Source organism: Shouchella miscanthi (assembly GCF_007725405.1).
GTDB classification, from domain to species: Bacteria; Bacillota; Bacilli; order Bacillales; family Bacillaceae_D; genus Shouchella; species Shouchella hunanensis.
Genome location: NZ_CP042163.1, coordinates 4,140,075 through 4,161,166, shown reverse-complemented (window position 1 = coordinate 4,161,166; position 21,092 = coordinate 4,140,075). Strand labels below are relative to the sequence as shown.

Sequence of the window (21,092 nt, the reverse complement as noted above, 5' to 3'; positions counted from 1 at the left end):
TAAAAGCAAGCAAGGGGGATTGTATGGAGAAGTTGGTGAAAAGAGCAAAAAAAGGAGATGGAGAAGCGTTTGTCACTCTCGTTAAACAATATGAAGAGGTGCTGTATAAAACAGCAAAACGTATTGTAAAAGAGGATGAAGATATAGCTGATGTGTTGCAAGATACGATGATGACTGCGTTTGAGAAGCTACATAAATTAAAAAAAAGCGAGTATTTTCATACATGGCTTTTTCGAATATTACTAAACAAATGTGCTAGTTTAACGAAGAAAAAACAGACCCAAGCGGCAGTTGATTTAAATGACTATCTCATGAAGCCGGCTAAAAATCAGTATTCGGACATTGAATTTAAAGATGCAGTGAACAGTCTTAGAGAAGAACAGCGCAACATCTTTACCTTGTATTATGCAGCTGGCTATACGACAAAAGAAATTAGCCAGCTATTAAACCAATCAGAAGGAACTATTAAATCTCATTTATCGAGAGGAAGAGCCGAATTAAAGAAGCATTATTATGAAATAGGGATGGGAGTGCAGAATCATGGAGCAGTTACCGAAAATTGTTAGTGAGTCGTTGAACCAAGCCTATCGTGAAATTCAAGTACGTGGGAAGAAAAAAAGACGTTTTCGTGTTTGGAAACAGGTGTCTCTTACAGCCGTTGGTCTGTTTGTAATTGGTATGGCGACAAATGAAGATGTGCAGGCCTCCATTAAAGATCTATTTTATAGCAATGACCCAGGGGTAGAAAAGGCAGTAGCAAATGGATACGGTACTGCAGAGGAGAGTATGGCACGTGATGAAGACGTCACCCTTACATTAGCCCATCATTTTATTGATGAGCGTAAAATGGGGACTCATTTCACTATTCAATTTGATGATAAGACAGTACTAGAAGATGTAACAGATGTCAGTATCGATTTTCGCATCAAAAATGGAGACGATGAGTACGTGGTTGAACAAATACCGGACACTAAACCATTACGTGGAACAGAAGCTGGTTATGTAAGCAGTGGGTATACAAGTAGTAAGCTGTTAACTAAATATGGACTAGCAGAAATTGAATACCTTTTTGAGAATCGAACTGACCGTCCGTTTCCGCAACTCGAAAATGCTCTATTGTCGGTGGAGTCGATTAATCTATTCCAAGGAAATGAAGTAAAGAAGATTGATGGTGAATGGTTATTTAATCTTGAGAACACAGAAAGAGAGCTACTTGTTGAATATCGACCTGTAGAAAAGCCTGCTAACGTTGAATTCGTGACCACAGAGGTATCGGCTACAAACTTAGATTTAGCGTTTGTGTTTAAACCAGACGTTCAGCAACAATTAGGAGAAAATGAGTGGGATGTTCCTGAAGTGCATGTTCGTATCCCAGATGGACAAACCATTACGGACGCTACTTACTCGATAACAACAGAAGGAAATAACGTTCAATATCGAGGGAATTTTCCGTTATCGTCTTTCGCAGAAGGCACAACATTCATTGTAGAATTCTTCGGTCCAAATGGATTGATTGAAGAGGTAGAGATGGAGAAAGAGAGGTAAAAAAGCAGTCTACTATAGACTGCTTTTTTACCTCTTGTAACATTGTATCATCAATAGCAGCAATTCAATCGATTCGTGAGTTGTTCCATAACATAATGGAGGATACTTCATTTTTCTGTTGTAATTCATCCAAGCTCGTGAAGTATAGTGGATTAACCTTATTTTTCTTTATAGTGGCATGCTCGGTGACAAGCAAATCGATAAACCTCATAACTTGAACAATTTGTCCAGCTTTTCATTCATAGTTATCGTATCACAAAACCAACCCTTTTTAGAAAAGGGTTGGCTCTAATTGATCCACCCGCTTCACTTACTTCGCATGACCATTTTTGGGTGTTTTCGTTTGAATCGCCGCCTTATTAAGTTTAATAATGGTTGGCGTTTCTCCCCAATTAAGCCAATGATTTCTGCGAAAAGCTGGATCAGCACAGTGACGATCAATAGGAGTAGAAGGGAAAGCCATAAATTAGACATGGACATTAAGAGTGCCGCACAAGCAAAGAGGATGCTAACTCCATAAATGGTTAAAACGACTTGCCGATGGCCGTATCCTTTTTTTAATAGGCAATGGTGGAGATGGCCTTTGTCAGGAGAACCGATGTTTTGATGATTGAGCTTCCTGCGTATAATCGCAAAGAACGTATCCATAATAGGAACACCAAGAATGAGGAGTGGGATGATCAAACTAATCATCGTCACGCTTTTAAACAACCCGACAATTGATAGAACGGCAATCATATAGCCGAGAAACAAAGAGCCAGTATCCCCCATAAATAGTTTTGCAGGATGAAAGTTGTAGAAGAGAAAACCACTGACGCTACCGATTAAGGGTACACCAAATGCGAAGACTAACCCATATGCAGCAGGATTGCCTGTCGCTAAAACAAGCATTGTTGCTAAGGCAATAATACTTACACCAGCTGCTAGCCCATCAAGTCCATCAATCAAGTTAATCGAATTCATAATGGCTACGAGCCAAAAAACCGTGATGACGGTGCTAAGAATACCAAAGTCTAGCCGGTCACCAAATGGAATGGATATAAATTCAATGGTTAAACCAGAGCTAACAACGATTAGTGCAGTTAGTAATTGTGCTACTAGTTTATACCTTGCTTTTAGAATAAAACGATCGTCTAGTAAGCCGATGATTAGTAACGGAACAGAGCCAAGTAGAATAAAGAATGTTGTGCGAACGTCGGCTTCAAAAAGATCCGTTAAAAAGAGCATGCCAGCAAGCGTACCAATGATAAAAGCAACACCACCGATACGTGGCATGGCAGTTCGATGTACTTTTCGTTCGTTCGGTTTATCGACAAAACCGAACCTGTGGGCAATACGAATCATGAACGGTGTGACAAGAATAGTGGAGATAAAGCTAATTAGGGATGCAATAATGAACGAGTCCATGTTGTTCTCCTCACTGTGCTACGTCTAGTGTTATGAATGGTTATAGTTTCTTTACACCGTTCCACGCATAGCTGCAAAAAATAAAACAGCATTTAAGTAGTGGCAGTGCCTCATGCTTGCGGTATATGTGCCAGTTTTGTTTAGCCGCTTTCCACTTATTACTTGAAATGGATCCGCCAACTTTACGATAGGCTGCAAGTTCTTCGTTCATACCATAGGCGATATGGCCATTTTTTAAGATAGCTAGCCATAACATAAGGTCTTGTCTTGTTCGAATGGTTGGCATTTGTAGCTTGCCTAACGCTTCTTGATTAATCATGACAGTTAAACAACCGATAATCGTGTTTGATAGCAGTTTGTCATACGATACTTGTTTAGGAGCAGGTACAACCTTATGTCGCTCCCGGCCATCTTCGCGCATAATTCGATAGCTTGTAAACGTAAAAAGGTAGTTGTTTTTTTCCATAAAGTGTACTTGACGAGCTAATTTTTGCGGTTTCCACAGGTCATCTCCATCAAGGAATGCGACATATTTGCCTGTAGCACGTGTTAAGCCTAGATTACGAGCGACAGCCGCGCCGCTATTACTGGACAAGTGAAAAAGGTGAATCCGATGGTCCTTAGATTGATAGTGTTTGGCTATCTCACTACTTCCGTCGTGAGAAGCATCATTAATAATCAATAATTCCCAATTTTCGTACGTTTGGCTTAGTATGGACTCAATGGTATCTGCTAAATAACGCTCACAGTTATAGACGGGCGTAATAATGGATACGAGTGGTTCCTTCACTCTGACTTCACCTCCGAAACGGATGTAATATACCAGCGATTTGATCTGTTTTCATAATGGACATCGATGTCAGACCAACGTAAGGTGACGGTGTGACTGAGCTGTGTTGTAATCATTGGTTCCATTGAGTGATCAATGGAGCGAAATAAAAGCATTTCTTTTTCGGTTAACTCACGTGAGAAGTGATGATTGAACTGCGTTGTATCCTTTTCATTGATAACGAATGCAGCTGCACGATGATAGCGGATAATTTCTTCAACTACCTGCTGGTTAATAGGTTCCTCTTTTTCTCGGTAAGGATCAGCATTGTTGCTATCGAGGAAAAAGAATCCACTTAAAAAGAATAAAGCAAGGGCGCTTAATCCCACTTGTCTCATCGCAGAAATGCCTCCTCTAATGGGTTCCAGTTTGAGCCGTCAATGAAGGTGATGGTGCCTCTTTCTTTTGAGAGAGACGTCCATCAACCTGTGCTCGACCGACAGAATCATAATAAAATCCTTGCTGTTTCATTTCTTCAGGATGAAATAAATTCCGTCCATCAATAACAACAGAATCACGCATAAGTACCTTTAGCTCTTCTAAATCAATGGATTTGAATTCAGCCCAATCTGTTAAAATTAGAACCGCATCTGCCTCTTTTACAGCTTCTTGCCAAGAAGAAGCAAGAACGACATCTGGTAGCAAGCGCTTCGCTTGGTCTGATGCAACGGGATCGTAAGCAATCGTACTACTTTGCTCACTTAGTAAGGCTTGAATAATATCGAGTGCAGGAGCAGCTCTCATGTCATCGGTGTGTGGCTTAAATGCTAGACCTAAAATGGCAATTCGTTTTCCAGCCAGTATGGGGCAGCTTTTTTTAAGTTTCGCTAAAAGGCGGTAGCGCTGTTCGTGATTGACACGTTCGACAGCAGGAACAATCTGTAAATGATAATTTGCCTCTGCAGCAATTCGAATGAACGCCTGTGTATCTTTTGGGAAGCAAGATCCGCCGTAGCCTACCCCGGCTTTTAAGAAGGATGTACCGATTCTGTGGTCAAGACCCATAACTCGTGCAAGCGCTTCTACATCAGCACCGACGCTTTCGCAAACATTTGCTACTTCATTAATGAAGCTAATCTTTGTGGCCAAAAAGGCATTTGCGGCATATTTTGCTGTTTCAGCTGTTTCAATTGTTGTCACGATAATTGTGGGATTAATGGGTTTATGCAAGGCTCGTAAAGCGAGCTCGGCTTGAACGTCTTCTACACCAAAAACAGCACGCTCCATCTCTAATGTGTCTTTTATGGCGTTCCCTTCTCGTAGAAATTCAGGGCATGATGCAATCGAGAACTGTTGGTGACCGCTACTGAATGACACCCACTGCTTAATCTTTTTATTTGTACCAACCGGGACTGTACTTTTTGTTACGATTGTCATACCTGGTCGAACGTATTGACCAATCTCTAATGCCACTCGTTTGATATACGTCAAGTTGGCAGATCCATCTTTATTTGCAGGTGTGCCCACCGCGATTAGTATGATCGTTGCTTCGTTCATCCCTTCTTCTAAATCGGTAGTGAAAATAAGGTTGTTCGCTTTTGTGCTTTTATTCATAAGCTCTTTTAAACCAGGCTCATAAATTGGCACAACACCGCATCTTAAGCTATTAATTTTATCGAGATCGTGGTCAACACAGACAACGTTGTGCCCGAGAGAGCTGAAGCATACACCTGTGACAAGGCCTACATAGCCAGTTCCAATTACACATACATTCATATAGAAGTCACCTTCGCTTTCTGAAAAATGTTCGGTACGTGATTTGGTAAGTATCGTTTCTGTCTAGCAAGTTCTAGTAAACCAACAACGATCATGATGATGAGCCAAAATCGGGGTGAGGCAAAATCAGCTCTGTATAGGCTTGTTACACCTAAGTGAATCCATAAAATCAATGCGATGCTGTAATAAAGGTGAATATTGCGCTTTTTCCATAAATAAAAGGAAATTGCAATGAAACTCATTGTGAATAGCAACCCCCCTAGCAAGCCGTGTTCAAAGAGGAGATCAACAAAGACATTGTTTGACGTTCCGCTAACAGCCCCTTGGTGACTAAGAAATTTCGTTCGTGCTAGGAAATCGTAACTTCCAGGGCCAAAGCCGAAGAGTGTATTCATGAACGAGTAGTCGAAGAGCCATACGAACGGAAAGACGAGCATGTAGAGCCTGCTATGGTGCATGACATCAAAAAGACCATCAACCCGGCCAAGAATCGGCATGAATAAGGCTATAAAGGCTTGTGGTAGTAAAAGGAATAAGGTAGTAATGAGTAGAAACAAACCGCCTATAATCGTTAGAATCATTTTCTTTGGGATCATGTTTCTAGTAAACAGCAATAGCATGGCTACAAGCCCAATGACGACAACATTCACATAACCGCTAATTGAAAAAGTGAGTAGTAAAACGAGAATGGTCAGACTTGCAAACAAAGCGTATGTTTTTCTAGTCATGATAAGTGTTCCAATAATGAGACCATCTAGTAAGAAGGGTACAAGAAAGCTTGGTTCGTCTGTAAAAGAAGTGATCCTGAAATTAAACAGCACGTCTTGGTTAACGCTATGTACATAAGCTCGAGTATCGAACAGGGGCATAGGGTAGCCAATCGTAAAATGTAAAAACTGCCAGATACCTCCGAGTGCGAGAAGAAACGTTCCGATTGTATAGCCTTTTAGAAGGGATGTGTTCGTTTGTTGAACATCTCTACGAATAAAGATAAGAACAACGAATGTCAACACAATGTATAAAGAAAGATTAATCAGTCTGTTGAGTAAAGAATGATTCACGTACGCTGTATATTCGACAGATTGAATGGAGACCAAGGCAAAGGCGACACCAGTGAGCGAAGCAATAGCTGGTATCGCAATGGCGCCACACACAAGAAGCCCTATCCGATTCAATTCTGTAATAGAAACCGGTTGTCGCTCTGTAAACAACGCTACTAGGAACAGCGCTAACGCTAGAAATGTAAGCAAAACAGAACCGGGTATTGGTATGAGATGCTGCACTATACTTGTAACAGCAACGGGAGCAGAAGCGGCATAGAGGGTCATGACGCTATAAATAGGTAAAGTCTGTCTTCGAGTGAGTGTGTAGTTAAGTGAGTGCATCGTCTGAATCCTTTCACGTTTGAACTGTCGTCATCGTAACACGGTAAGAAACGTTATTTATAAAGGCTTCTTAAAGAAAAAATGAAGATTCGGAGCCAAGGACATTTACGAATTTAACGAAAATAGACGCATGTATTGATAAATGAGGATTCTGTTTCTTGGAAAGCCAGAAACCGTCTTTACAATTGAAAATGAGTCCTCTTTATTCCTTAAATCATTCGGGATATAGTAAGGGAAATGGTTTGCTGGGAGCTGAGTTGAAATGAAAAAGGTGATGATCGTTCTGTCGTTTCTCTTTCTAGTAGGGTGTGGCGAGCAAACACTGACCGTGCGCTCAACATTAGAGGGGGATAGTTACTTGCGAAACAATCTACATACATTAACCGAAGAGCAATTTCTGTCATTTGCGAGTGTCGAAAGCGACATGGATACTGAGACGTATGAAGCGTTCAAGCAAAGGCTATATGAACATGAACAAACGCGTTACGTATTAATGGATGAACGGATTTACCGTTATACAGTAGAGGATGAGCTTCTTTATGTAGCTGATTGGGTAGAGGAAAACGGTATTCACAAGCTTGACAATCTTGTTTTTCCGTAAGTGAAACTAGACAGAACGGCTCTTAACGTGAGCTGTCCTGTCTAGTTTTTTTATAGCCAAAGTTTTTCATAGTGGTTTGCACATGTATCTACGGTAAAATCATGTGCTCTCTGAATTAACGCTTCCGCAGGAACAGGGTTTAAAAGAGCAGATTCCATAGCCATTGCTAATGCTTCATAGTTGCCAACAGGAATAAGGTGTCCATACATGCCATCTTTCAAAATTTCTTTTGGACCGCTTGGACAATCGGTAGAGACCATTTGCGTCCCAGCGGCCATTGCCTCTACTAACACATTCCCGAAACCTTCATATAAGGAAGATAATACAAATACGTCTGCTTGCTTCATATAGGGATAAGGGTTGTGTTGGTAGCCAACAAAGCTGACGGCATTCTGTAGTTTGGCTGTCACTACAAAGGTTTCCAAGTCTTCACGTTCTTCTCCGTCGCCGACAAGAATGAGCGCCGTATGAGGGTTGCGTTTATGCACAAGCGCAAAGGCTCGGAGTAATGTTACATAATCTTTCTGTTTATGTAGTCTGCCAACTGTGACGAAAACATGTAAAGACGAATCTGATAAAAATGGATGATGGATAGGCTGATTCATCTTCTCACTTAATGATCTTGTGATAACAGGATTATAAATCGTATGAACAACCGGTAAGCGGGCAATGGCTTGAATATCAGAGGATACCCCGCGGGAAACGCCTACAACGTGATCGGCATACCGATAGGTTCGTAATACCCATTTCTTTGTTCGATTCGCAGATGGATCTTGCTTCGCTTGCTCACTTAGATGAACGCGGCTAGACACAATCAATGTTGCTTTTAATTGACTTATTTTTTTGGCGAGAATAACGAGCACATTTAGATAATCTTTTGCTGAACAAATAATGTCTGGTTTCTTCTTACGGAAATAGGAAATGAGCCCAGGCAATGCCGCTCTAGCTTTCACTTTTGATAAGGGGACAATACATACCCCACTTGGAACAGAATCAGTATATTCCCCAGATGGATGCATAACGACAAGGTCAACCTTGTAACCTCGTTTGATATAGTTTTCTGCTAGGTGTAGGGTCATCCGTTCAACACCACCAGCATCGAATGAATAGAGAATAAAGGCTATGGTTTTCATTTTGTCCCCCTTTCTGGCTGTTCGCTAAATGAGAGCATTGCTTTCACAGCTTTCGTATAACTGTTGACTGGTTGCTTAATGGAACCCGCTTTTTTAATGAATAACGCAGTAAGTAAAAGTAGTCCTATAGGTGTGTTGTACATGGTTTTAAACAAAGGGCCCTTACTAATGAGTTGTTTCTCTGAAAGCCTCGATTGTTTTGTTGGCTTTTGATGATAAACAATCGTTTCAGGATAATAAGCAAGCCGCTTTTTTCCTGTTGTGAATTGCTGTAAAAATAAATTCTCTTCACCGCTTGGGTAATGGCTTCCAAGACCGAATGACTCATGAAAACGTAAAGAGGCAATGGCTTCGGTTTTAAAAAAAAGCTCGATAGAGGATTTTCGAAACAACATTCGGCCATTGACAGTAGAAGATGGTTTTTTTGGATAGTTCTTGTAGGTCTCATTCATTTCAGGATCGAAAATCTGAAAGCAACAGCCGTCGCTGTCGTTTTTTAAGTACTTATGTACTGTGGCGACTGCATGGTTTGGATACCAGCAGTCGTCATCAGAAAACGTAACAAGATCTCCGTTTATATAAGGTAGGGCTGCATTTCTCGCTTTCGATAAGCCTTTCTCCTGTAATCGAATATGCCTATAAGAAATCGTAATAGGTGTCAGCCATTCACTTACTAGTTCATGATGATTTTGCGAAACAATAATCAGTTCAAGCGCAGGCATCGTTTGTGTTTCGAGACTAGAAAGAAGTCGGTTAAATTCTTGTTTGCGTTCTCCTAAGGTAGGGATAATGATTGTTAACATATACGTTTCTTCCTCTCGTTTCGATTCTCAATAAATGCTTTAATTTGGTAGTAGTGAAGGGCAGCATAAACAAGGCTATAAGTGAAAATGCCAATGAAAACGCGTGTGAGAAACATCCCCCAGCCGCTCTCGTCATGAAAAGGAAGTAAACTTACGATCATGGCAGCACTTGCTAACAAAACCTTTACAAATTCTTTAAACGGAAAAAGATAGGGAATGCGCTGAATGATGAGCAAAATCCAGCTTATGGTAATTGCGAGAGCGTAGGCTAAAACCGTCGCTATAGCAGCACCTTCAAGTCCATATGGTGGAATAAGGATGATCGTCAAGGCAACATTGACGACGGCGGCTAAAATAACTGGTATGATTTGGAGCTTTGTTTGTTTTGTAAGGTGAAAGACTGTATCAATTGCGTATAGTTTAATGCCTTTTAGAAAAGCACCAACAGCTATATAAGGAATCAGGATGCGTGCCGTTTCTTGAAAAGCAGCGCCTAAAAAAAAGCTTGCGATAAAGTCTTTTGTGACAATGAATCCTATTGTGACCGGGAGACCAACTGCTAACAGCATCTCTGTATTACGTTTTACTTGTTGATGAGCAGCACGTTCACCTTTCTGTTCAAATGCACGTATAGCAATCGGAAAAGCTGCCAAGTTAATAATGAGCATACAAGTAAAAATGGTTTGTTCCGTTAAATCATAGGCAATGGCATAGTTTCCGGTAGCCTCCATTCCCAGCATAGCCGTAATGATTAATCGATCGGATTGATGGATAACAATACCTAGCAGTAACGTAATGGTTAATGGCAAACCATAGCTTGCAAACTGTTTTACTAATGAGACGTTAAATGTGGACGGTGCTAGTGTTAATCCAAAGCGCCTCAGGGTCATTGGAAAAACAGAGAGCAGTAGGCCGATGATGAACCCGGTAACAAGTCCTGTTGCTCCAAAGTCAAAGAAAATAAGAATTGTTGCACATAGCAATCCGATTACGGAACGGGCGAAGGCTACTTTCCCATATCCAAGGGGGTTTAACTCTGACCGAAGTAAAGAAAGGTGTAGTTGATACCACGATTGACTCCAGGACAAAAGCAATATAATAAGTACAAGTTCGAGGGTGGCAACGGTTGAGACGAACGTCAGTATCAGTGCAAATAAAGCACTAATGAGCATCAGTGAAAGAAATGTGATTTTCACAGTCATATAGTAAGCACGGCCTAATTCGTGCTGTTGTTGAATGCGCAAGACGCTAACCTTTAACCATTCAAACAAGACAGCATTCACAATTGCTGCACTTGCAAAAATGAATGCATAATGACCGTACTCTGTGGGACTAAGTAAGCGAGAATAAATAGCGATTCCTAAAAAGCCCACAATGGCAGGTATGCCGTGCGATAATAAGTAAGCAAAAGCGTGTTTCGTTAACAAGCTGTTCATCCCTCTTTTCCTTGCTCTTCAAGAAAAGATTGTAGCAGAGAGAATGGAAATTGAAAAAAAGCTCAACTTTACAATGGATAAATGAACGTTACAATCTTTACAATTTATTCATAGAAATAGGTAACTCTAAAATAATACGAAAACGATTACGTTCATACTTTTTTCTATAGTCGTATAATTGCGCTTTTTAAGAGAGCGTTTACACTCAGGTGCACGTGTGTCATACTACAAACAACGTATGTTATGCGTTCACAAAATGCCTTATTAAAGGGAGATTTTAATGACAAAAATCAAAATTGTGACGGATTCCACTTGCGATATAGATGCATCGATCTTACAAGAGTTAGGGGTAACCGTTGTCCCGTTATCAATAAACATTAATGGTAAAAGTTATTTAGATGGAGTCGATTTAACGAAGAAAGAGTTTGCGCACATGCTTGTGACAAGCGAAGACCTTCCAAAAAGCTCTCAGCCTCCGGTTGGGGAATTCGTCCGGGTTTATGAGGAACTCTTAAGTGAGCCTGATACGCACGTTTTATCTATTCATATGACAAGTGCGATGAGCGGAACCGTTGCATCTGCACAAATGGCGGCAGATGAATGTGATGGTAAAGTGACTGTGGTTGATTCTCGTTTCATTTCAATTGCGTTGTCTTTTCAAGTGACACGCGCGGCGGAACTAGCAAATAAAGGGACAAGCCTTGAGGACATTCTAAGTGAGCTTGCTGATATTCGATCGAAGACTTCTTTATATATTGTTGTCGATACGTTAGACTACTTGGCTAAAGGCGGTCGAATTGGAAAAGGGAAGGCGCTCCTTGGTTCATTATTAAAAATAAAGCCAATTGCTTCCTTACAAGACGGTTCGTATACTCCTGTAGCAACGAAGCGCTCCCAGAAGCAAGTGCTTGAATTTCTAACAGACACATTTGCAAAAGAAACAGAAGAGAAGGAGATTAAACATGTCGGTGTAGCTCATATTGAAGCCGAAACGTTTAGTGAGCAAGTGTTGGATCGTTTAAGAAAAGTCCGACAACATTTCTCATCGTCCATACTGGAAACCTCTCCAATCATTAGCACCCACACAGGGCCTGGTGCCATTGCACTTATGTATTACACAAACTAACACATGATCGTATTATGGTCCCTCCAAAGTAGGCACTTGAAAAAGTGGCAACATTGGAGGGCTTTTCGGCTTATCCATCGCCAATGGAAATGTCTTCATCAATAATGGCCCCTATTCTTGCATAGCGTACAAGCTTCTGCACTTCTGCTTCGACTCTTTTGCGACTATGAGGTGACAGAAACCAATTCCCTTCTTTTGTGCTCCGATCATCTACAGAGGCAAAAGAGTACGTGATCCAGCTTGGCATATACGTGCGCATCGTTAACCACACTCTTAACATATGAATGCTAGAGGTGACGATGATGATATGCTTTACATGATGCAAGTAGTAAGCACGATCGAGAACGAGGAGAGAAGCCAGAACATTTTCTTTTGTGTGTAGCGACTCTTTTTCGATTAAGATCGCTTCCTCAGGGATGCCGCTTTGAAGTGCTCGTTCTTGCATCATCACCGCTTCTGGTTTCTTGGAAGCATCCCAAGATACACCTCCTGAGAACAATAGTTTATTAGCCCGTCCTTCCTGATAGAGTTGAATCGCTTTTGGGACTTTATAGTCGACAGCCTTACTGCTTCCTGGAACGAAGATGCAATCTCCCTGTTGTCCATCGTCAAAAGTAGAATGATAGAGAAGTTCGGTGATTTGAGCGTCTGTAAGCTCGGCTGTATTTAACTGAGAGAGATGCATCGAATTCCTCCTTATTTCGGCGTTTGATTTAATTGAATAACTTTGAGCCGCTGCTTTTGATCTTCTGGCCACCAGGCACCACAATCATCTGATACGACACAGGCGGCACATTTTTCTAAATCATACACTTTCATCCCTGAAATAGGTGGAGCGTATAAGTGGAGAGTTAACAACCCTTTGTTGCCTTCCATGCGGTGCACACTTTTTTTAGGGGCAAAAAATGTTTTCCCTTGTTTATAGCGTTTCTCAACGAATAGCTCTGGCAGCTCATTTGATTTCACTTTAAAAAGCTGATTCGACACGTTGCCTTCGATCACTTGAATCCATCCATAAGATGCACCGTGATCATGGGGAGCACAATCAAGGCCAGACCAATTCATGAGTAAAAGTTCAACCTGTTTAGATTGGAACAGCAGTTTGCGATAGTAAGGCTTTTCCCTGCTTGATTGAATGTAAGGAGCTAACTCATCATAGGTTGCGTTCAGCTTTAGCAATGCTTGACGTAGTCTTTCAATACTTGGTTTATTAAGAGGACGCAAGCAGTTGCTTATATGGCGTTCGAACATAATGGTCTCCTTTCTTATTCCCTGTTTTTCGGCTGAGTTAAACCGTGGTTTGACAGCAAGACTCCTCCTATAATTATGATTCCCCCTACAATACTTAGAAGTAGAACTTTTTCTTTTAAAACATAGACTGCCGCGATAAACGTTACTACCGGTTCAATATAAAGAAAACTAGATACGGTTGATGCTTGTAGTTGCTTCAAGGCTTTTGCCCAAAAGAAGTAGGCAACCGCCGAAACGAACACCCCTAGAAAAAGCAAATGACTCCATCCGTTCATGGAAAGCGACGTTAATTCCTTGATGCTCGTATGAACCTGTACGAGTGGGAAGGTAAGGCATGTACCGATTAAACACATATAAAACGTAATGGTCACAGGCGGCAATGGTATACGGAGCCCTTTTAAAAGCAAAGAATAAACGGCCCAGTTAATCGTGCTAAGAAACATGAGCATATAGCCCGGCTGGAAAGATGAAATGTGCGTAGGGTTCGTAATGAGCAGGACACCTAATAGTGCTAGAAGCATGCCGATTCCTTTTAGACGTGTGAATCGTTCATGAAGAAAAAAAACTGCAAGTACACACGTGAAAATAGGAATCAGGGAAATCATCCAGCCCGCTTCAGAAGCTTGAATGGTTAACAATGCCGTTGATTGTAACCATTGGTGTATAAACACACCGAGAGTCCCAAGAATAAAGAGGTGCGGAAGGTAGTATAAAGGCAATTTAAGAGGATAGCGAAATATGATTAAAAATAAAAATAGAAATAGAGAACCGATTGCAAAACGACTGATCAAGATTGTACTAGGCGTAAGCTCTACAAGCAGTGCCTTAGTGTTTACAAACGATATCCCCCAAAAGGCGACGGCTAAAAAAGCAAATAAAGCCGCAGTTAAAACAGAACTAGACCAACGCATAAACACGTATCTCCTTCAAAAAGCAAAAGTGAAACTCTTTTTGAATTGTATGCAAAAGGAAAAGAGAAATGTCCAAGCGATAAAAAAAGCTCCCAACATTTGTTGGGAGCTAAGGGGGATAGGGGAATACGCTACTCATTCTTACCGTTTGAATGAAATCTATACATTCTTAAAAAAAAAAATTAAACTTGTAAGTACAAGATGCTCGGATTTTAACAGATAAAATGGCTAGAGGTGGAGAACGGAGATGAAAAAAGAACCACTAACGCTTAGAACGCAAACGATGTTATTAAGTGCTAGCATTGTCCTAGTAGCGTTGTTATTATTTGGATTATTTAGCGCGTTTCAACAAGCAACGTTAACACGAGAACAGCTGGCTGATAAAGTTCAAATTAGCGCCAGCCACTTGCAGAGTCATCCAGCAGTTGTATCTGCCCTTGAAGCAGACGAAACGACAGATGAGCTCATTCAGCTTGCTGAGGCAATTCGAGAAGAAAATGAGTTCTTGTATATTGTCGTGATGGATACGGATCAAAAGCGCTACACCCACCCGGTTGAGGATCGTATCGGGGAACGGTTCGTAGGTGGTGACGCGGACTTAGTATTTGAAGGAGAGTCGTATATTTCGGAAGCTGTTGGTTTTTTAGGTCCTTCTGTTCGAGCTTTTGAACCTGTTTATAGTCAAACAGGTGAATTAATTGGTGCCGTTTCGGTGGGAATTTCTACTGATGCTATTAACGAGGCTGAAAACCAGGCAATTCTTACATCAGTAGCTGGTGCAAGCGGGAGCTTACTTGTTGGGATGATCGGTGCCTATTTTCTTTCAAACCGAATTAAGAAGCAGCTTCACGGGCTTGAACCTCAGCAAATTGCACGGCTTGTAAATGAGCGTGAAGCCATTTTAGAAGCAGCGGGTGAAGGCGTGATCGCGATTAATGAAGACAGTGAAATCATCGCCATTAATGGCGCTGCTACAACCTTTTTAAAAGCAACCAATCATGAAGAATCTGTGGAAGGGAAAAAGGTCCATGAAGTGTGGCCAGAACTTAAATTGGAAGAAGTGATGGAACAGCGTGAAGGGAGCTATGATGTAGTTTATCAACGAAGTGATTTAGAAGCAGTTGTGACAAAGGTGCCGATTTTTTATCAAGATCTCTGTATTGGTGCGCTTGCCACATTTCGTGAAAAGAATCAGTTAGATGATATTATAAAACGTTTAAGTGGAGTAGAAACTTACGCCAAAAGCTTAAGGAGCGAAACCCATGAGTTTATGAACAAGCTACACATTATTAGTGCAATGGTGGAAACCGAATCATATAGTGAACTAAAAGACTATATTGAAAATCTATCTTTACGCTATCAGCAAAAGAAGAATAGCCAATTACCAGATGAAATTAGCAAATTAGTGTCTGATAAAAGTTTAGCGCAGTTTTTAGCTCGAAAAACAAGCGTGCTAGAAGAGCAAGGTATTAACGTTCTGTTCCAGTCAGGTACACCTTGGCCAAAACTATCTTCAGAGCTAATTGATGCATGGATTACGATCATTGGGAACACCATGGACAATGCAGCGGAAGCTAGTCTCAATCATCGAGAAACGTATATTATTGTCACGATTAAGCAAGTAGGCGGCGTTCTTCGCTATGTCATTGAAGATAACGGCAAAGGCTTTTCGCCTAATCAAGAAAGACAATCGACAAAAAAGGGAGATCATGGCTACGGGTTAGAGAATGTAAAAAAAGAAGTCTCTCGTTTTCGTGGAACGATTGACCTTTTATCAAGAGAAGGTAAAGGTACCATTATTACGATCCATATTCCATTAGGGACATGAAAGGAGGTAGAACAAGTTGATTCGTGTAGCAATGGTTGAAGATGAGGAAGAGATTGCACATTTCCACAGTCTTTTTCTTAAAAAAGTTGAAGGATTTACATTGGTAGCAAGTGCACAAACGTTTGAAGAGGGTTTACAGCAAGTGAAAGAACACAAACCAGATCTATTGTTACTTGATGTGTATATAGGTGACAGGAATGGGTTAGATATCTTAAAGCAAGTGCGCTTAGAGGAACGGAATGTCGATGTAATTCTTATTACATCCGCAAATGATGCGTATACGGTTCAAACAGGCTACCGCTTTGGTGTCATTGATTATCTCGTAAAGCCATTTACCTTTGCGCGCTTTAAAGAAGCTCTTGAACGCTACCGGCTTATAAAACAAGAAACGAAGCAACCATCATTTGCTCAACAAGAAATAGACAAATTGCTTCAACGAAATGAAACAAACCAACTCATAGAAAAAGTACATATGCCAAAAGGCATTACAGAAGTAACGGCGAAGAGGATTTTAGAAGCATTAGATGATACAAACTGGCAAACAGCTGCGGAATTAGAGGAGCGGACAAGCATTTCTCATGTTTCGCTCCGAAAATACTTACGCTACTTTCATGAACAAGCGTTGATCGAGAAAGATCTTGTCTATTTAACGCATGGGCGACCATACAATCGCTACCGTATTTTGGAAGCAGGGAAGGCGTTTCGATTAAAAAGTTGATTTCGTTTAATTAAAAAAACTAGACCATTGTCCAAGTTCATGAAAAAATAAGTAAACGCTTTCAATGAATGGAGGAATGACAATGAGGCTTGTATGGGATCGATTATGGCAACAATCTGAACGTACGAAAGACCTTCTAAATATCTTCTCATATGCAAACAAAGGCTCTGCTGCTTTAAGAAAAGAAGCAGCTGATCATAAAGAAATGAAACAACGTAAGAACAACGCAACTCCTGAAAACAATCAAAAAAAGAAGCCTTATTCTAGGGCGCAACTGATTGGATTATTGCTTGGACCATTACTATTTGTTTTAACCATGTTATTTTTTGAACCAGCAGGTTTGTCAGCTGATGGGCAAAGAGTATTAGCGGTGACGCTTTGGATTGCAACGTGGTGGATGACTGAAGCAATTCCGATTCCAGCTACTTCATTAATGCCGCTTATCTTACTACCGATAACTGGGGCAATGGAAGGGTCTGATGTAGCGTCTTCTTATGGAAATGACATCATTTTCTTATTTCTAGGTGGTTTCTTTATTGCTACGGCGATGGAAAAATGGGATTTACACAAACGAGTGGCATTATTTATTATTTCAGTCATTGGTACAAGTACACAACGAATTCTGTTAGGTTTCATGATTGCGACAGGCTTTCTCTCAATGTGGGTGTCTAACACAGCTGCTGTTATGATGATGATACCGATGGCATTGGCTATTACTGCACAAGTAGCAGCGGCATTGAAAGAAGATGAGCATAAACGTGACTTACCTAAGTTTGAGAAATCATTATTATTTGGTGTTGGGTACGCAGGTACAATTGGGGGTCTCGGGACATTAATTGGAACACCACCTAATATTATTCTTGCTGCGCAGCTTGACACTATTTTTGGAATTTCAATTGGTTTTGGTACTTGGATGCTCTTTGCCGTTCCAGTTGTCATCTTACTTCTTTTGTTCACATGGTTTTATCTCGGTACAGTTAGTTTCAAAACGAGTATTAAGACATTGCCAGGTGGGAAAGCGTTAATTGCGCAAGAAAGACAAAAGCTTGGTAAAACTGCTTATGAAGAAAAAATTGTCGGTGGAGTTTTCTTATTTGCCGCATTTATGTGGATATCTCGAGAATTTTTATGGTCTGGCGATGAGGCGCTAATTGTTCAGCTTCCAGGAGTTTCAGATGGAATGATTGCCATTATCGCAACAATGCTTTTATTCTTAATCCCTGCAAAAGCTTCTTCACGTATTTTAGATTGGAGCGATTCAAAAGAGATTCCTTGGGGCGTGCTTCTTTTATTTGGTGGAGGACTAGCCATTGCCTCTGGATTTCAATCAAGCGGTCTTTCCGGTTGGTTAGGAGATCAGTTAACAATTTTAGATGGTCTTCATATGCTCCTTATCATTGGTGGAGCGACGTTATTGATTATGATGCTAACAGAGATTACATCAAATACGGCAACAGCAACCATGATTTTACCTGTTGTGGCGGCACTTGCAGTTGCACTTGATATTCATCCGTTTGCTCTTATGATTCCTTGTGCAATGGCAGCAAATTGTGCGTTTATGTTGCCGGTTGGAACACCGCCAAATGCGATTATTTTTGGAACAGGGAAAATAAAAATTATTGAAATGGTACGAGCCGGCTTTTGGCTGAATGTATTTGCTACAGCGATTATTGTGTTAGCGGTTTATCTCTTAGTTCCGCTTGTAATGGGTGTAGACTTGTCAACATTCCCAACCGAAATTCTTGATTAACCTCGTTCATGAGAGATGCAGAAGATTCTTAATCTATGCATCTCTTTTTATCTTCCTTTATTTAAAAAGGAAAAATTGTTTATATGTAGAAAGAATAGGGAAAGAATCATTGAATCCGTTTACAAATAAGCTTGTTCATACTATAATGGCACCATGTTAATAGAAGTAGCTGATGAGTGTATGAGGAACAGCTTTTTTTGCGGACTGTAATGAATCTGTGAAAAAGGCTGTTCTTTTTTGTGCGTACGCTTCTCAGATGAAGTAGAGGAGGAACAAAAATGGCTGAAGTTATTGCCGAATTTGTAGGAACGATGATACTCATTATATTTGGTGCAGGTGTTATTGCTGCAGTTAATTTAAAAGATTCAAAAGCTGAGGGTGCAGGCTGGTTAACGATTGCCGTTGGTTGGGGTTTTGCGGTAGCGTTAGGTGTGTACGTATCAGGAACAGTAAGTGAAGCGCATTTAAATCCTGCGGTAACAATCGGTTTTGCTGCAATTGGAGAGTTCCCATGGAATCAGGTTCCAGGCTACATTATCGGACAATTGCTGGGTGCTATTGCTGGGGCCGTTGTTATCTTTTTACATTACTACCCGCATTGGAAAAAAACAGACGATCCTGGTGCTAAATTTAGTGTGTTCGCAACAGCGCCAGCGATTAAACATACACCGTCTAATTTTGGATCCGAACTAATTGGAACCGCTGTATTAGTATTTGGACTACTCGCAATCGGTGCGAATACATTCAGTGAGGGCTTAAACCCTCTTGTCGTTGGTGTACTGATTATTGCTATCGGGCTTTCTCTTGGGGGACCTACAGGGTATGCGATTAATCCAGCCCGTGATTTCGGACCGAGGATTGCCCACGCTCTTTTACCCATTAATAAAAAAGGACCATCGGATTGGGCATATGCATGGATTCCTATTTTAGGTCCAATTACAGGTGGTGTCATTGGTGCATTCGCCTATACAATGATATTTTAAAATGAGATGAGGAGGAACGAATGATGAAGAAAAAATACATTTTAGCAATTGACCAAGGTACAACAAGTTCGAGGGCCATTTTATTTGATGATAAAGGGGAGATGCTGCAAACAGCCCAGCGCGAGTTTAAGCAGTATTTTCCTAAGCCAGGCTGGGTGGAACATAATGCAAATGAAATTTGGACATCTGTACTAGCGGTTATTGCCGAGATTTTCTCTGAATCTGATGTGAAGCCTGGAGACATTTCAGGGATCGGCATTACGAATCAGCGTGAAACAACCGTTGTGTGGGACAAGGCAACTGGGAAGCCGGTATACAATGCGTTAGTATGGCAATCTAGGCAAACCGCAGGCATCTGTAAAGAATTACGAGATGCTGGCCATAATGAGCTGTTTAGAAAGAAAACAGGACTACTGATCGACCCTTATTTTTCAGGAACGAAAGTAAAGTGGATTTTAGATAACGTAGAAGGTGCGAAAGAGCGAGCGGAAAAAGGAGAGCTTCTCTTCGGAACCATTGACTCTTGGTTAATTTGGAAGCTAAGTGGAGGAAAAGCACACGTTACCGATTATACGAATGCGGCACGGACACTCATGTACAACATACATGAGTTAAAATGGGATGATGAATTATTAGAGATTCTAGACATACCAAAATGTATGTTACCAGAAGTACGCTCCTCTTCAGAAGTGTATGCAGAAACGGTAGACTATCATTTCTTTGGTGAAAATATTCCGATTGCAGGTGTAGCAGGAGACCAGCACGCAGCTCTCTTTGGACAAGCTTGTTTTGAAGAAGGTATGGTCAAAAACACGTATGGTACGGGTTGCTTTATTCTAATGAATACAGGCGAAAAAGCAGTGGAATCGAAGAATGGTCTGTTAACGACCCTTGCATGGGGAATCGATGGCAAAGTGGAGTATGCGCTTGAAGGAAGTATCTTCGTAGCAGGATCAGCGATTCAGTGGCTTCGCGATGGCATTCAGCTTATCGAAAATTCACCACAAAGTGAAGAGCTTGCCACACGCATTACGTCATCAGATGGTGTGTACTTAGTTCCTGCCTTTGTTGGCTTAGGCACACCTTACTGGGACAGTGAAGCTAGAGGAGCGATGTTTGGATTAACCCGTGGAACCGAGCGATCTCATATTGTTCGCGCCACGCTTGAATCCCTTGCGTACCAAACGAAAGATGTTATGACAGCAATGGAGAGCGATGCTGGAATTGAATCGAAGAAACTTCGAGCAGATGGTGGTGCAGTAGCCAACAACTTCCTTATGCAGTTTCAAAGCGATTTGCTTGATGCGCCAGTAGAAATTCCTTCTGTCACAGAAACAACGGCATTAGGAGCTGCATACCTTGCAGGACTAGCAGTCGGCGTCTGGGAAAGTAAGGAAGATATCGCGAAACAATGGAAGATGGATCGTTCGTTCAGCCCTGATATGAAGGAGAAAGAACGAAACGAATTGTACAGTGGTTGGAAAAAAGCGGTTGACGCAACAATGACGTTCAAACCGTAATACTTTACGAACGAAAGAAAAAGGCGTACACTAAGAGTAACAAGTTAATGATAAAATCTTTGAGACGATGAGGGGATTACAGCACTTAAGTAGGCAAACTGCCTGCTTGAGAATGTTGTGGTCCCCTCTTTTTGTATTTTCTTAGGAGGG

General features: G+C 41.1%; 20 protein-coding genes. 9 read left to right on the top strand and 11 right to left on the bottom strand.

Annotation, left to right across the window (positions count from 1 at the left end; all coding sequences use genetic code 11):
• Positions 1-23 precede the first annotated feature (23 nt).
• Entirely contained in the window at positions 24-566 is a 543-nt protein-coding gene (locus FPV17_RS21165; RefSeq protein ID WP_144560337.1) for an RNA polymerase sigma factor, read from the top strand.
• Entirely contained in the window at positions 541-1,545 is a 1,005-nt protein-coding gene (locus FPV17_RS21160) for a DUF4179 domain-containing protein (RefSeq protein ID WP_144560336.1), read from the top strand. Before FPV17_RS21165 ends, FPV17_RS21160 begins: the two co-directional genes overlap by 26 nt.
• Before the next feature lie 306 nt (positions 1,546-1,851).
• Here the strand turns inward: FPV17_RS21160 and FPV17_RS21155 are convergent, their stop codons facing one another.
• Genes FPV17_RS21155 through FPV17_RS21135 form a run of 5 tightly spaced genes read right to left on the bottom strand, consistent with a single transcriptional unit; the run spans position 1,852 to position 6,882 of the window.
• On the bottom strand, positions 1,852-2,952 hold the full coding sequence (locus FPV17_RS21155) for a glycosyltransferase family 4 protein (RefSeq protein ID WP_144560335.1): 1,101 nt from the start codon (positions 2,950-2,952) through the stop codon (positions 1,852-1,854).
• A gap of 40 nt (positions 2,953-2,992) precedes the next feature.
• The gene (locus FPV17_RS21150) at positions 2,993-3,742 is read right to left on the bottom strand and encodes a glycosyltransferase family 2 protein (protein WP_246117089.1); all 750 of its coding nucleotides are present in this window, start codon (positions 3,740-3,742) and stop codon (positions 2,993-2,995) included.
• Entirely contained in the window at positions 3,739-4,119 is a 381-nt protein-coding gene (locus FPV17_RS21145; RefSeq protein ID WP_144560333.1) for a hypothetical protein, read from the bottom strand. The genes FPV17_RS21150 and FPV17_RS21145 overlap by 4 nt, the downstream gene beginning before the upstream one ends.
• Positions 4,120-4,135: 16 nt before the next feature.
• The gene (locus FPV17_RS21140) at positions 4,136-5,497 is read right to left on the bottom strand and encodes a UDP-glucose dehydrogenase family protein (RefSeq protein WP_051667697.1); all 1,362 of its coding nucleotides are present in this window, start codon (positions 5,495-5,497) and stop codon (positions 4,136-4,138) included.
• Complete coding sequence (locus tag FPV17_RS21135) at positions 5,494-6,882, bottom strand: O-antigen ligase family protein (RefSeq protein WP_144560332.1); 1,389 nt, start codon at positions 6,880-6,882, stop codon at positions 5,494-5,496. Before FPV17_RS21135 ends, FPV17_RS21140 begins: the two co-directional genes overlap by 4 nt.
• 262 nt (positions 6,883-7,144) lie before the next feature.
• Here FPV17_RS21135 and FPV17_RS21130 point away from each other — a divergent pair, with 262 nt between their 5' ends.
• Positions 7,145-7,483: a hypothetical protein gene (locus tag FPV17_RS21130; protein ID WP_144560331.1), complete on the top strand. Its 339-nt coding sequence runs from the start codon at positions 7,145-7,147 to the stop codon at positions 7,481-7,483.
• A gap of 50 nt (positions 7,484-7,533) precedes the next feature.
• Here FPV17_RS21130 and FPV17_RS21125 read toward each other — a convergent pair whose 3' ends face one another.
• From FPV17_RS21125 to FPV17_RS21115, 3 genes are read right to left on the bottom strand one after another with little or no spacing between them, the layout of a single operon-like run.
• The gene (locus tag FPV17_RS21125; RefSeq protein ID WP_144560330.1) at positions 7,534-8,616 is read right to left on the bottom strand and encodes a glycosyltransferase; all 1,083 of its coding nucleotides are present in this window, start codon (positions 8,614-8,616) and stop codon (positions 7,534-7,536) included.
• Positions 8,613-9,419 (bottom strand): glycosyltransferase family 2 protein, encoded by an 807-nt coding sequence (locus tag FPV17_RS21120; RefSeq protein WP_144560329.1) that lies wholly within the window; start codon positions 9,417-9,419, stop codon positions 8,613-8,615. The genes FPV17_RS21125 and FPV17_RS21120 overlap by 4 nt, the downstream gene beginning before the upstream one ends.
• Positions 9,413-10,846 carry an oligosaccharide flippase family protein gene (locus tag FPV17_RS21115; RefSeq protein WP_210244249.1) on the bottom strand — a complete coding sequence of 478 codons (1,434 nt, stop codon included), beginning with the start codon at positions 10,844-10,846 and terminating at the stop codon, positions 9,413-9,415. Before FPV17_RS21115 ends, FPV17_RS21120 begins: the two co-directional genes overlap by 7 nt.
• Positions 10,847-11,135: 289 nt before the next feature.
• On the opposite strand from FPV17_RS21115, the gene fakB reads away from it, so the two are divergent.
• Positions 11,136-11,981: a DegV family protein gene (fakB, locus tag FPV17_RS21110; RefSeq protein WP_035393385.1), complete on the top strand. Its 846-nt coding sequence runs from the start codon at positions 11,136-11,138 to the stop codon at positions 11,979-11,981.
• A gap of 70 nt (positions 11,982-12,051) precedes the next feature.
• Here the strand turns inward: fakB and FPV17_RS21105 are convergent, their stop codons facing one another.
• From FPV17_RS21105 to FPV17_RS21095, 3 genes are read right to left on the bottom strand one after another with little or no spacing between them, the layout of a single operon-like run.
• The gene (locus FPV17_RS21105; protein ID WP_035393383.1) at positions 12,052-12,666 is read right to left on the bottom strand and encodes a YdcF family protein; all 615 of its coding nucleotides are present in this window, start codon (positions 12,664-12,666) and stop codon (positions 12,052-12,054) included.
• Positions 12,667-12,677: 11 nt separating this feature from the next.
• Positions 12,678-13,232 carry a cysteine dioxygenase gene (locus FPV17_RS21100; RefSeq protein ID WP_144560327.1) on the bottom strand — a complete coding sequence of 185 codons (555 nt, stop codon included), beginning with the start codon at positions 13,230-13,232 and terminating at the stop codon, positions 12,678-12,680.
• A 14-nt stretch (positions 13,233-13,246) separates the two neighbouring features.
• Complete coding sequence (locus FPV17_RS21095) at positions 13,247-14,143, bottom strand: DMT family transporter (protein WP_144560326.1); 897 nt, start codon at positions 14,141-14,143, stop codon at positions 13,247-13,249.
• Between the two features lie 247 nt (positions 14,144-14,390).
• On the opposite strand from FPV17_RS21095, the gene FPV17_RS21090 reads away from it, so the two are divergent.
• The 5 genes from FPV17_RS21090 to glpK all read left to right on the top strand — a co-directional run bounded on the left by FPV17_RS21090 (position 14,391) and on the right by glpK (position 20,942).
• Complete coding sequence (locus tag FPV17_RS21090; protein ID WP_144560325.1) at positions 14,391-15,971, top strand: ATP-binding protein; 1,581 nt, start codon at positions 14,391-14,393, stop codon at positions 15,969-15,971.
• 16 nt (positions 15,972-15,987) lie between these two features.
• Positions 15,988-16,689: a response regulator gene (locus FPV17_RS21085; RefSeq protein WP_052007541.1), complete on the top strand. Its 702-nt coding sequence runs from the start codon at positions 15,988-15,990 to the stop codon at positions 16,687-16,689.
• An 82-nt stretch (positions 16,690-16,771) separates the two neighbouring features.
• Positions 16,772-18,439: an SLC13 family permease gene (locus FPV17_RS21080; RefSeq protein ID WP_035393379.1), complete on the top strand. Its 1,668-nt coding sequence runs from the start codon at positions 16,772-16,774 to the stop codon at positions 18,437-18,439.
• 278 nt (positions 18,440-18,717) lie between these two features.
• Positions 18,718-19,422 carry an MIP/aquaporin family protein gene (locus FPV17_RS21075; protein ID WP_144560324.1) on the top strand — a complete coding sequence of 235 codons (705 nt, stop codon included), beginning with the start codon at positions 18,718-18,720 and terminating at the stop codon, positions 19,420-19,422.
• A 23-nt stretch (positions 19,423-19,445) separates the two neighbouring features.
• Positions 19,446-20,942 carry a glycerol kinase GlpK gene (glpK, locus tag FPV17_RS21070; protein ID WP_144560558.1) on the top strand — a complete coding sequence of 499 codons (1,497 nt, stop codon included), beginning with the start codon at positions 19,446-19,448 and terminating at the stop codon, positions 20,940-20,942.
• Positions 20,943-21,092: the final 150 nt, after the last annotated feature.

Excerpts from the sequence above, each read along its gene's own strand:
- FPV17_RS21165 (WP_144560337.1), top strand. The coding sequence starts at position 24 with ATGGAGAAGTTGGTGAAAAGAGCAAAAAAAGGAGATGGAGAAGCGTTT.
- FPV17_RS21160 (WP_144560336.1), top strand. The coding sequence starts at position 541 with ATGGAGCAGTTACCGAAAATTGTTAGTGAGTCGTTGAACCAAGCCTAT.
- FPV17_RS21155 (WP_144560335.1), bottom strand. The coding sequence starts at position 2,952 with ATGGACTCGTTCATTATTGCATCCCTAATTAGCTTTATCTCCACTATT.
- FPV17_RS21145 (WP_144560333.1), bottom strand. The coding sequence starts at position 4,119 with ATGAGACAAGTGGGATTAAGCGCCCTTGCTTTATTCTTTTTAAGTGGA.
- FPV17_RS21140 (WP_051667697.1), bottom strand. The coding sequence starts at position 5,497 with ATGAATGTATGTGTAATTGGAACTGGCTATGTAGGCCTTGTCACAGGT.
- FPV17_RS21135 (WP_144560332.1), bottom strand. The coding sequence starts at position 6,882 with ATGCACTCACTTAACTACACACTCACTCGAAGACAGACTTTACCTATT.
- FPV17_RS21130 (WP_144560331.1), top strand. The coding sequence starts at position 7,145 with ATGAAAAAGGTGATGATCGTTCTGTCGTTTCTCTTTCTAGTAGGGTGT.
- FPV17_RS21125 (WP_144560330.1), bottom strand. The coding sequence starts at position 8,616 with ATGAAAACCATAGCCTTTATTCTCTATTCATTCGATGCTGGTGGTGTT.
- FPV17_RS21120 (WP_144560329.1), bottom strand. The coding sequence starts at position 9,419 with ATGTTAACAATCATTATCCCTACCTTAGGAGAACGCAAACAAGAATTT.
- fakB (WP_035393385.1), top strand. The coding sequence starts at position 11,136 with ATGACAAAAATCAAAATTGTGACGGATTCCACTTGCGATATAGATGCA.
- FPV17_RS21105 (WP_035393383.1), bottom strand. The coding sequence starts at position 12,666 with ATGCATCTCTCTCAGTTAAATACAGCCGAGCTTACAGACGCTCAAATC.
- FPV17_RS21100 (WP_144560327.1), bottom strand. The coding sequence starts at position 13,232 with ATGTTCGAACGCCATATAAGCAACTGCTTGCGTCCTCTTAATAAACCA.
- FPV17_RS21095 (WP_144560326.1), bottom strand. The coding sequence starts at position 14,143 with ATGCGTTGGTCTAGTTCTGTTTTAACTGCGGCTTTATTTGCTTTTTTA.
- FPV17_RS21090 (WP_144560325.1), top strand. The coding sequence starts at position 14,391 with ATGAAAAAAGAACCACTAACGCTTAGAACGCAAACGATGTTATTAAGT.
- FPV17_RS21080 (WP_035393379.1), top strand. The coding sequence starts at position 16,772 with ATGAGGCTTGTATGGGATCGATTATGGCAACAATCTGAACGTACGAAA.
- FPV17_RS21075 (WP_144560324.1), top strand. The coding sequence starts at position 18,718 with ATGGCTGAAGTTATTGCCGAATTTGTAGGAACGATGATACTCATTATA.
- glpK (WP_144560558.1), top strand. The coding sequence starts at position 19,446 with ATGAAGAAAAAATACATTTTAGCAATTGACCAAGGTACAACAAGTTCG.